Below are 11,921 nucleotides of genomic sequence, written 5' to 3' on the forward strand. Positions count from 1 at the left end.
AGACTCCCGTTTTGAGAATTACTCCTGCTACAGCTATCTGTGACAGGAGTAATTTGTAATTCTTTATATTGAGCATTATGACTATATTAAGTTCAACTAACCATTGCGGCCGTGTTATTTGAAACTTCATTCATTACCTCATTTAATGATTGGGATTTAGATAAAGTGGCTCTTTCTATTTTGAGCTTATCAAGCAAATATTTCAGCCTACGTTCCACCTCATTTGTTATTTCACTCCATTTTTTTACATAGAGGCTATAATTACTGTCATTTTGGACTAAACCAGTAAGCTTATTTATGACCCTTCGACCTACAATATCATCATAGTCTTGTCCTATCAAAATGAAAGTCCAGAACTCATTAGCATCATTAAAACAATCTTGTTTTAGAATAACATCCATATATTGTTCTAATTGATTTAACTGTTCTGATTTTAATTGTTTTATAGTTGTCGGATTTTTGATTTCCACAACTATATTATGAGGTCTCCCATCCCTAAAATCAGTACCAGTAAGAAATAAATCCATTTCTTTGTATTTATTAGGGTGAGCAATATATTTTTTCTCGCTAACTCCACGCAGAATATAAATGTATTTTCTTAAAGCCTCTTCAAATTTGACCTCTTCCGCACATACCATTCTATATTCTTCGCCAAAAATCCAATAGTGTTTTTCTATGAACGACTGCAAATCACGAACTTCATTGGCTTGTAAAGTATGATTAAAAACAATCTTTTTTAGATTCTCCAGTGTCAGCAATCTGTCTGAAATAAGCTTAATCGTGGAAACGACTTGTTTTAACCTCGTTATTTCTAATATTTTTGCAAATTCTTTCCTATCGTTCGAGTCTAATTCAACAACTGCATCTAAAATCTTAAACAGACTATCGCGCTCACCGCTATCCATCACCAAATTTAGAAGTTCTAAGAAAACTCTTTTTTGTTCTTTGTTCAACTTCATGAAAACAGCAGGTTCTACTTCGTATAGTTCCTTTACGAAGTTTTCCAAACCTTCTCTACGCACTATATCCCAATCTTCAGTACCAAATTTAGGGAAAACATCTTCATTCTTATATTTGGTTACCATAACTTCTGCTTGCTCCTTTAGGAATGGGCGTCTTTTCTTTTTGAGAAACTCATTGAGTTGCGTAATTAGTTCCTTAAATAATTTTCTATCAGCAGAATTATCAAACAATTTAGGTTGAATAGCATTATCGTCTAATTCGTTATCACAATTGATTTCATTGAAGAAATCATCAATCACAATTACAGAATGCCAAAAATTATCTCCTTTTTTATTTAATAATGTCGTTTTGGTAAATTTTAACTCCAAGTCATTATTCAAGAAGTAAAATCGAGAATATTCATCATTCATCTTTACATTCCATCGGATATACTTGCATTGAAAGTTGATGTTATTTTTCTGGTTATGTGATAATATCGGTGATATTGATTCTTGTTCTGCTATTATAGAAGAATAATCTAATTCTTGCCCATTGATGTATATTTGATATTCGGATTTCAATTCTAAAAACCACGCAAATTCAGCCTTTAGATAAGGGATAAGAGTCTTCGTTATAAACAAACTGGAAATATCAGAAGAAATCTCATTAAAAACGACACAAGTACCTGTTGTTGTGTCATCAGATACAAGTGGCTCTGTTGTAGTGTAGTCTTTTAAAGTATCGCTATCAATTCTAATGTCATAAGACATTATTTGTGCATCTTTACTATAGCGTGTTTCCCAATTAGCAAATCTCGCAAATTTATAGAAAGTAAAACGACCATAACCGTTTTTTCCTCTTGTAAATTCAGTATTATTCTCGTTGGCTATTCTCTTTTGAGACTCATAGAATTTTTTGAATTTTATAGGTAATTCTTCATAGCAGATGCCTGTACCATTGTCTGTTATTCTAATATTTTTGATTGTGTCCAATTCTGCATTGTCAATTTCAAAATCAATATTTACAACGGTTGCTTTTGCATCAAATCCATTCCATACATATTCGGCAATAGCTCGCTCTGGAGTATATTTATTCAATATTTTCCTAATGCCAGCAGATGTTATTTCTACAGTTTGCGAGTTCATGACTATTTATTTTTAATTAAATCCAGACCTTTCTCCGTAAGACGGTATTTCTGTCGCGGGTGTTTCGGCTTTTCCGGATAAATCGGTTCTACTAAATCCAACCTTATTGCAGGATACAGATAAAGCTCCAGAAAATTGCTTTTGTCCTTCAATCCTATCATTTCCATAACATCTTTTGTCGATAGTGTCTGATTCCCGATTGCAGACAGAACTTTTCCCACTTGCGGGGTAACTGTCGGGTAACTATCGGGCGACTGTGGGGTGACTGTCGGGTATGACCCGACTGCTTTCCGGGTATAGCGGAAAACGACCCATACGCTGTTTCCGTCCGTGTGAAATTCGGGGTCCGGAATGCCGACACGCCGACACTCGCTTATCATAAGCCCGATGCCCCGTCCCCAACTTTCCAAGACCTCGCTTTTATACAGCACGTTTGCTATGATTAGATTTTGCGGTTCTGAATTATGCCCGCTTAACAGTTTTTCCATTGTTATATCCGGCGGAAATGTCCCGCTGTTCTCTATTTCCACACGGTCGTCATAGATGGCGATTCCCACCGAACTGCCGGGACGGTGGTACAGGCGGTGGCACAACGCATTTGTGCAGCACTCTCTCAATGCCTTGTACGGGATTTCCAGTTCTTCCTCACGGTACAGCCCTTCTATCTTACCGGAAAGTGACAGATGTTTGAAAAAGAACGCCATTGCAGCATCCAGCAGCGCGTAGATATTCCCAGTGACACGTTGATTGTCTATAAACTCGTCTTTCGTCGTGCCTTTGAAACGCGCCAGACGGAGCAGGCATTGGGGATAATAATAAAAATCATGACCGAACAGCACTGCTGAAGCATTGTTAAGTTTCCCGTCATGCAACAGACTGAATTTTTCGAGAATGGTCGGCAAGTCTTCCCTTATGGTTGCTTCAGGTAAACGACCGCTTCTGATTCCCCCGCGAACAGCACTAATGACGGCATGTTCGTCAAGGTCGGATATTTTAAGGTCAGGATTTGCTATTGCCTCCCAAGCGTATTTCCCGCCCCGCTGTATCAGATATTGGTTATATATCTCCTGCGGCATGATGGATGTCGCGCTTTCCACCCGCAGGTAAGCCCGTCCTTTGTAAGAGAACGGACGCATATATCTTTGTTCTTCCGCAGACAGTGCGATGACACTTTTGCCAGTGTCTGGTATTTCAGTATAAGAAACTTCAACTGTGGCAAACGGCTCGATACGCCGGATCGCGTCCGCTATATCCCGCTTGGTTTTGTCGCTCACGTCTTGTCCGATGATTTTTCCCTTGTCGGTGACACCGAACAATACCGTGCCGCCTTCGCCGTTAAGGAAGGCGCAAAGCGTTTCCATGCCGCGCTCCAACTGTCCGGTGGTTTCCTTGAACTCCACCCGTCCGCATTCTTTTTCGGCTATCAACCGTTTTATTATGTCGAGGTTGTCTATGCTCATATACAATTCTGTAACGTGGGTACAAAGATAGTGCTTTTCGCTGGTTTTCGGGCGAATAGATAACGAAATGTATCTACACAGCAGGACAAAACCTACAAAAAATCAGAGAATGACATAACGTCACCCCCTGATTCATCATTGGTACAGGATTATTTTCTCAAACGTTCCATTTCCTCGTCGCGGAGCATCCTCTCGTTCAGTTTCTCCTGCATCCTGTCAAGGAAGTAAGTGCGGCTTTCGTTTTTCCGGCGTTTGATGTCGATATAGAAACGGTAGCAGTCCTTTGATTCGATACCGAAAATCTTGTAGAGGAGCGGGGCGAGCTGTTTGAGCGGCATGTTGCCGTTGTTGATGCAGCCCATCTCGTTGATGCCGTAGATAAGTTCCACGAGGTCGATGGCGTTGCCCGTCCATTGCAGGGGTGAGGCGGGATTTTCGGTTGTGTTGTCGGAGGATGTACGGATGGGGATTAGTGGTGGCACTTGGGGAGCGGCAAGGAACTTCTGCATCTTCCTCACTAAAGAGAGTGCCTTGCTGATATAGGCTGCAACCTCCCTCTTTTCTTCGGGAAGATTGCGCATGGGATGGTGCTGCAACTCGATTTCGATGTAAGCCAGTGCGATGATGGTGCGGTTGGTGTCCACATTGCCGCTGCATAGCTCGATTACTTGCGTGGCGAAAGCCGTATATGCCGTTTCCATATTGCAGTCCCCGGCTTCGTTTATACGGCGGAAGAACTCGGTTTCCGCCAATAAGAAATAATTCATATCCTGTCAATTTTGAAATTTTACACTCTGTTTTTCGGTATGCGCACATGAATATGATTGGCAAAAAGCGTGTTCATAAAATAAAAAATCCGGCACACTCTCTGCAAGGTGCTGGATTTCAGTGTGATAATTTTGCAATTTATTTGTCTGTCAGGAATTATTTTCGACTTAAAGTGTTCATTTCCTGAACATTCGTCCATTTTCCGGACATCAAACGCACGCTTTATAGATATGGCGGACCACTCCGTTGCGGTACACCTTCTGCGAGGTCAGCGTCCATTGTTCCTGTGGCAAGGCGGACTGGAAGAAACGCTTTCCCGTTCCGGCAATGAAAGGAAGCGTATAAAGTATGATTTCATCCACCACACGCATACGTAACAGCCCATTGATGTAGTCCGCCTTTTCAGGAGTGACTTCCGCCAGATAGCAGATGTCTGTTGCGGATTTCCGCCATTCGTCGAGCATAGAGATGGAATAGTCGGGTGTGATATGATAAAGGGCGTTTTCCCTTATCTCGTTGATACCGCAATCTTCAAGGCGCAGTTCCTTATACGCTTTGCAATATAACTCGGAGCTTTGACAACCGTCCATCGTGAGGACGGCAAGAATCTGTACTTTACCCATTAGCGTTTCCTTTCGTTGGGCAAGGGCAAAAAAGTAGCGTGCAATCCACGCTATCACTAATGGAGGCTCTGGAATGCCCTTAACAGGAATAGGTGAATGCACGCTATGCGTAGGCATAGCATAAGCAATCACGCAATAGTTCCTGTTAATGTTAATTTTCCAGATTCCCATTAGGACGCCTTGCGGTCTTATGTTATATATAGGCGGCAAAAGGCTCTGCCAATCGCCGTTACCTTCTGATATGTCATGCAAAGATAGCCATTTTCAGCGAATTGCGGGCTATGGTTGCTCAAATTTATACTTCAATCCATATTCTTCCAGTTTATTATAGAGTGTTGTCCTGCCTATTCCAAGCAATTCGGCAGCGACCTTCCGGTTCCCGTCAGCCTGCTTCAAAGCACGCAGAATCCGCTCTTTATCTTCCTCGTCGTTGCGTAGGGAGAAGCCGGTAACAGAGGTTGTTTCGGTTATCCCAAGTTCCAGATGCTCTTTTGTGACAAGTCCCGTCTGAGCCTGCAACACCGCACCCATGATTTTCTGTCGAAGTTCGCGCACGTTGCCCGGCCATGAATGGGTCAGCAACGCTTTCCGTGCTTCGGAACTGAAACCGCTAACCTTGCACTCCAATTCCTTATTGGCAATCTCACGGAAGAACTCCGCCAGCGGCATGATGTCCTCCTGACAGTCACGTAAGGGCAGAACGGTTATTTCAAAGTCATGTAGGCGGTATAACAAATCCTGCCGGAAACGCTTTTCATTGACCGCCTTTTCCAGATTCTCGTTGGTGGCGGCGATGATGCGGACGTTGAAACTGCGGTCGGACTTGTCGCCAACGGGACGGAACCGCCGTTCCTGTATGGCACGGAGTAACATCTGTTGAGTTTCTGGTGCGAGATTACCCACTTCGTCTAAAAACAATGTGCCGCCTTCCGCCTCGTGGAAATAGCCTTTCTTTGTGTTTTCAGCACCAGTGAACGCTCCTTTGACGTGTCCGAAGAACGCCGATGGTGCAAGCTCTTTGGTGAGTGAGCCGCAGTCCACCGCCACGAAAGGCTTGCCTGAACGCTTGCTTTTATCGTGCAGTAGATGGGCAATATGCTCTTTGCCAGTACCGTTCTCCCCGAATATCAGTACGCTCATGTCGGTAGGAGCTACCAGCCTTATCCGGTGCATGATTTTCTGAAAGGCTGAACCGTCACGGGCAAATACGGGCATGCGGCTTCGCCCGATATTCCGCTCTTTCAGTATGGTGCGGAGCAAAGGCACGAGTTTGTCCTCCACGAGTTGCTTGGGTATGTAGTCCAGCGAACCGAGTTTCATGCTTTCAACCGCCGTATGTACTTCGGCATAGTCGGTCATGATGATGAACGGCTGCGTCATGCCTTCTTTGCGCATCCAGCGCAATAGGTCGATGCCGTCACCGTCAGGCAAACGCAAATCAGAAACTACTATATCATTGTCAGTGGCTTGTTGCAGAAGTTTCTTCGCTGTCGAGAGGTGGAAAGCCTGCACGGTACGGAATTTCTCCCGTGCCAGCAGGTTGCAGACAAACTCGCAATATACGATGTTGTCCTCCACCACGATGATTTTTGTTTTATCCATTTTCGTATTTTCTCCTTTCTTCTTTTGCCAGCCGGATTATCTCCGAACCCTTATCCAATACGGCAGTCACGGCGTTGTTCAATGCTTCATAATCGGGAACGGCACTCCCATGAAGCTGTTTATAAAGTTCCCTTAATGGTTGGTCGGCACGCAGTATCTCCCACGAACTATGTAGGTGGTGTGTCAGGGCGTCCAGTTCTTGAAAGTCTTTCCGTTGTTCCGCATCCCTGACCGACTGCATTTCCTTTTCGGTTTCCGCTATCAGTTTATCCAACATGACGGATTCATTGCCGTAAGACAGTAGGGAGGAGAAATCAGGCTTTTCATTTTGTTTACCTTTCATGGCGCACTTGTCGGAAACTTCCATCAGCTCCGATATGGAAAACGGCTTGAGAAGGCAATCGGAAAATCCACGTTCTAAAAGTTCCTCTCTGTTGCAACTGCCCGAAGCGGTTGTTACAATAATCGGAATGATCCTTGAATTGCCCACATTGGAGGTGCGTAGCAGTTCCAACAGCTCGAAGCCGTTTATATCCGGCATATTCAAATCGGTCAGAAGCAGACTGTATTCTTTCCGGCGTATCATTTCCATCAGTTCCGCAACATCGGTGCAAGTGTCGCAATGTATCCCTTCTTGTGCATACATTTCTTTCAGCATTAGGAGAAGTACCTTGTCATTGTCGATGGCAACAATATCATGGAGTGTTCGGTTATGATGAATCTGTGTTTTATTTATCCGTTCCGGCAATTCCTCGGCTGACTGCATGGGTATCTCCACCGTGAAACGGCTGCCCTTGCCTTTCTCGCTCTTCAGCTGGATTGTGCCGCCGAGCATTGTCACAATGCGCTGAACAATGGAAAGACCTAATCCGAAGCCGTCCTTTGCGGCAGCGTTTGACAAACGTTCAAACGCACCGAACACACGTTGCTGTTCCTCTTCGGTCATACCCGAACCCGTATCTTTGACGATAAGTTTCAGCATACCGTTATCATACCCCATTGTCAGAGAAACGGCACCGTTCTCAGTGAACTTGATGGCGTTTGACAGCAGGTTATTTCCAATTTGTAGAATGCGTTCCTTATCGGTCAGTACAACAGCATCCGTGTGATTCGTCACAGTAAGAGCAAGTCCCTTGTTTATGGCAATTGGCATAAACTCTGATTCGAGCGTATGCGCTATTGATGAAATCCTACACGTGGAGAAATTAGGCTGTTCCTTGCCGTCGTCCAGCCGGAAGAAACTCAGAAGAGTATTAAGCATTTCACGCATACGGTCGGAGGATTGCTGAATATTTCGGATATACATCCCGGTTTTATCCGCATTGAAGTTTTTTTGTATCAGTCCGGCATAGCCCGTTATTGCAGTCAGCGGTGTGCGTAATTCATGGGTAATGGTATGTACGGCTTTCTTGCGGGAGGTTATCAGTGCCTCGTTTCGCTTTGCCATTTGTTGCAGTCGCTCGATTAAATCTGCGGTTTCCTGTTTATATCGCTTGATGCGGTTGGCATTTCGGTGTATGATGATATATGATATGACCAGTAGCAGTATAACGAACCCTGTCAAGCCCCCAATCTGAATGAACGACCGTTCCCGCATGGCTGTTATCTCGGCTTCCCGCTTTTGTAGGTCAGTTTGTACTTTCCCGTCTATTTGAACAACCAGTCCTTGCAGTTGCCTGTTAAGTTCCGCATTTCGTGCGGCAAGGCTATCGGCATGAACCGATAAGCGGCGGCTTTGTGCCTGTTGTTCGGTTCTCATATTCCGGTTAAAGGAACGGTGCATCGTGGTAGTCACAGTTGGTTTCGCTTCTTCCTTTTTGCCGAAGATGCCCAAGAAACCTTTGCGCTTGGACTTCTTGGGCTGTTCCTGTACACTCTTCTGCACGATTACAGGTACTTGACTGGTTATCTTATCGTTGATGGCTTGTTGTTGTTCAAGTATTTGAACGATTTGGCACATCTGCCGTTCCTTATCTTCGAGAAGATGGCGTACGCTGTCTATACGCTCTGCCGGATAGGTAGCTTTGAAACGGCAGAGCATACTATCCATTGCCATACGCTGTGCATGGTAATGTTCGATATCTTTATCGTTCCATTCCAGTATTGTTTCACCAAATAGAGAAAATTTTATCATTTGAATATTGATATTGTTTATCTCTTTTCGGAACTCGTCTATTTTTTTATTGTCAAGTTCTAATGCTTCTATCTCCTGCCATTCATAGAAGCTATTATATGCTATACATCCGATAAGAACGGAGATAAGTATATACCCCAACCGTATTGTCTTATAGAAATTCCTGGATCGTTCCATTATTTTGATGATACTGATTTTTCAAACATGAATAAAAGTTTATCCTTTTCTTCCATACGGGTATTATCAGAATAACCGCCTTTTGTTATTTGATACCCACACGGCTTAACCATAAAAGTGCCTAAGCCTTTAGTGTATGAACTTACTTCTGAAGCATAGTCTTTACTTGTATTTAATGGAACTTTCCCTTCAATAAGACACCACTCTTTATTACAACTGATACCTTTAATCTCAGACATCATTTTTTGCAGATCTGTAATAGCTTTGGAACTTGCTACTTGTGGTATCTGTAACTCAAAATAGAGCATCGGTTCGAGAATATCCACTCCTGATTGTTGCAAAGCCAACCTGAAGACATAAGGAGACAATTGTCTAAAATCGGCAGGGGTACTTATCGGACTATAATAAAGGGCATAAGTAAAGGTTACTTTCAAATCCGTCACTTCCCATCCATGCAATCCCGATTGGCAAGACATACGGATTCCTTCAAAAACGGCATTTTGAAAAGAATGGTTCAGATAACCAAAGGAGATTTCACTTTCGATTTGCACCCCTGACCCTATCGGTAAAGGTTCCAGAGTCAGTCCTATTGAGGCCCAGTAAGGGTTGGGAGGGACTTCGATATGGATAATCTTATTCACCTTCTTTTTAGGTCGTTCTTTGTAGATAGTCTTGATTTCATCAAAATGGGTCTTTACGGAGAATCGTTCTTCCAGCAATGTTTGTATGATTTCTTTTTGGGTTAAACCATATAACGAGATTTCCAATTCATCACTATATGAATTTATGGAAAAGGACAGAGACGGGTCTTCAATAAACAATACATTTAGAGCGGATATCAACTTGCTTCTCTCTTCGGGCTTGTCTGGTCGGACAGAAGATTTGAGGGCGGGATGCTGATGAGATAATCCTTGAATCAGACAAGGTTTAACACCTAAATAATCTCCGATTCTTAATTCTTCTATATCTTCTATAATTGCGATATCATTAGCAACCACTTCATCAACATTTATCTCTTTGCCCTGATAAATGGTTTTTAGATTTTTAATCTTGATGAATTTTTCCGAATCATTGACTTTTATAACGGTTCGAAGTCTCAGACTTCCGTCAATAATTTTTAGAAAACTTCTTTTATGCCCTTTGGGGGCATGTTCTATTTTATAAAGATAAGCTGAAAGTCTATTTGGGACTGATGCCGGAGGAAATATAAAAGAAATGATGGCGTCTAACAACTCATTGATGCCAATATTGCACATTGCTGATCCATGCAAGACCGGATAGGCTTTGGCTTTTGCCACAAGAGCGATTATCGCATTCCAATAATCTGCCGGTAAGATTTCTTTATCCGCCAAATATAGTTCTAATATATCGTCGTCATGGTTGCATACAAATTCTTTGTGTTCTGCCCTTATATCTGTTGAGGTGCAAATCGGGTAAACTACTCCATCGACAACCGTTTGCATAAACAAGACGTCTTGCGACAGATTTGTTTTTATGTCCAGATATAAACGCTCAAGATTTACGCCGGCACGATCAATCTTATTGATAAATATAATTGTCGGGATTTGCAGTTTTTGCAAAGTCTTGAACAGCAACTTTGTTTGTGCTTGTATGCCTTCCTTTGCCGATAATATGAGGACTGCTCCATCAAGCATTTTGAATGTCCGCTCCACCTCTGCAATAAAATCCATGTGTCCCGGAGTGTCAATGATATTGCATTTCACACCATTCCAAACAATAGATGTCGTAGAAGCCCGAATAGTAATTCCTCTACGTTTTTCTATATCCATAGAGTCTGTTATGGTGTCACCTTTATCAACACTGCCGCGCTTTTCCGTTGCTCCGCAGGCAAATAGCAGATTTTCGGTTACGGAAGTTTTTCCTGCATCAATGTGAGCAAGAATTCCTAAATTTATAATGTTCATTTGATTAAGCAATAATATACTACAATAGATGCATTGCCGAAACGCACCTTTTAATACCTCCTCGTAGCATGTGGAAAACTACAGGATTCTTAACTCGTATTAATATGTATATTATTACTGCCGCATAATTGAACGCAAATTTACGAAAAAAAAGTTCCCTGACAAAAGCACAAAGAACTTTTTTAATCTATACGTATTTTTATTTGGTATTATTAATTTGTTATGCGGCAGCTTAAAAGACGACACCAAACCAGAAAAATCATCTTGACAACCACCCGACTTTGAACTACGAAGGATGAAATTTTTCAGGGACAACTTCCAGCATTTCCAAAAAACAGTTTACCCATTGACTTGGAGACAAACAAACAATTTGAGCATTAAGGTTTAAACCGAATTTTTCCGAAATTGACCTGACCTGACTTTTCCTGAAAATCGACTTTAAAGCTGTTTTTACAGATAAATCAGGTTTCTCTAACAGACAGGAAATAAATGCTAAGTATTTGGCTTTAAACTTAAAATCAAAAAATAACTGTTTTCTTTTAATGTTTAACAGGGCTGATTTGACAGTTGGCGGTGGAAAGAAACTTTCAGGACCTACCTCATAGACAAGTTTCAAATCAAAAAAAGTATGATAGAAAACGGTATATGGATTGTAAAGCTTCCTCGAAAATAACTTTTGTGTAGGTTCTAACTGAAGGACAATGGAACCTCCCAGAAAATTTCCAAGACTCTCAAACATCAGGATTTTGAAAATATCGGAAGTAATGCCATAAGGAATATTTGACACCACTTTGAAAGGAAATTTCGGAACTGCAAAATTCCTAAAATCACAACCGACAACTTGAACATTTCGGGCATCAGAAAATAATTTTCGTAAATGTTCAACCAAAGCTGTGTCGTTTTCAATAGCAACAACATTGTTGGCGATTTTTAATAAATGAACAGTAAGAAACCCCTTGCCTGCCCCAATATCTAAAACCGTATCCTGATTACTTATATTTGCTTGTCTTATTGCATCTTTTATTAGCACTTTATCAATAGTAAAGTGCTGACCCGTAAAACGAACGGGCAATTTCTTTTTTGTCATTAGTAAACCCGTTGGCGGAATTAATTTAAGTTGATAAATATGAGTAAAAAGTTGTACA

General features: G+C 42.0%; 8 protein-coding genes. All 8 read right to left on the minus strand.

All coding sequences use genetic code 11. The annotated features are described in order from the left end of the window. Nucleotides 1–92 precede the first annotated feature (92 nt). Entirely contained in the window at nucleotides 93–2,087 is a 1,995-nt protein-coding gene (locus DWY79_RS15280) for an ATP-binding protein (RefSeq protein WP_008645594.1), read from the minus strand. A gap of 2 nt (nucleotides 2,088–2,089) precedes the next feature. Next, the gene (locus DWY79_RS15285; RefSeq protein ID WP_008645592.1) at nucleotides 2,090–3,547 is read right to left on the minus strand and encodes an ATP-binding protein; all 1,458 of its coding nucleotides are present in this window, start codon (nucleotides 3,545–3,547) and stop codon (nucleotides 2,090–2,092) included. 149 nt (nucleotides 3,548–3,696) lie between these two features. Beyond that, a complete protein-coding gene (locus DWY79_RS15290) occupies nucleotides 3,697–4,314 on the minus strand; it encodes an RteC domain-containing protein (RefSeq protein ID WP_008645591.1) in 618 nt (205 codons plus the stop codon). A 210-nt stretch (nucleotides 4,315–4,524) separates the two neighbouring features. Further along, nucleotides 4,525–4,938, minus strand: coding sequence for a dihydrofolate reductase family protein (locus tag DWY79_RS15295; RefSeq protein ID WP_008655868.1), 414 nt, complete (start codon nucleotides 4,936–4,938; stop codon nucleotides 4,525–4,527). A 279-nt stretch (nucleotides 4,939–5,217) separates the two neighbouring features. Continuing rightward, a complete protein-coding gene (locus tag DWY79_RS15300) occupies nucleotides 5,218–6,540 on the minus strand; it encodes a sigma-54 dependent transcriptional regulator (protein ID WP_008645588.1) in 1,323 nt (440 codons plus the stop codon). After that, nucleotides 6,533–8,851 (minus strand): ATP-binding protein, encoded by a 2,319-nt coding sequence (locus DWY79_RS15305; protein WP_008645587.1) that lies wholly within the window; start codon nucleotides 8,849–8,851, stop codon nucleotides 6,533–6,535. The genes DWY79_RS15300 and DWY79_RS15305 overlap by 8 nt, the downstream gene beginning before the upstream one ends. Continuing rightward, nucleotides 8,851–10,776 carry a tetracycline resistance ribosomal protection protein gene (tet, locus tag DWY79_RS15310; protein ID WP_008645586.1) on the minus strand — a complete coding sequence of 642 codons (1,926 nt, stop codon included), beginning with the start codon at nucleotides 10,774–10,776 and terminating at the stop codon, nucleotides 8,851–8,853. Before tet ends, DWY79_RS15305 begins: the two co-directional genes overlap by 1 nt. A 286-nt stretch (nucleotides 10,777–11,062) precedes the next feature. Next, complete coding sequence (gene erm(F) / locus DWY79_RS15315) at nucleotides 11,063–11,863, minus strand: 23S rRNA (adenine(2058)-N(6))-methyltransferase Erm(F) (protein ID WP_004295323.1); 801 nt, start codon at nucleotides 11,861–11,863, stop codon at nucleotides 11,063–11,065. Nucleotides 11,864–11,921: the final 58 nt, after the last annotated feature.

The organism is Parabacteroides sp. AF27-14 (genome assembly GCF_003635425.1).
GTDB classification, from domain to species: Bacteria; Bacteroidota; Bacteroidia; order Bacteroidales; family Tannerellaceae; genus Parabacteroides; species Parabacteroides distasonis.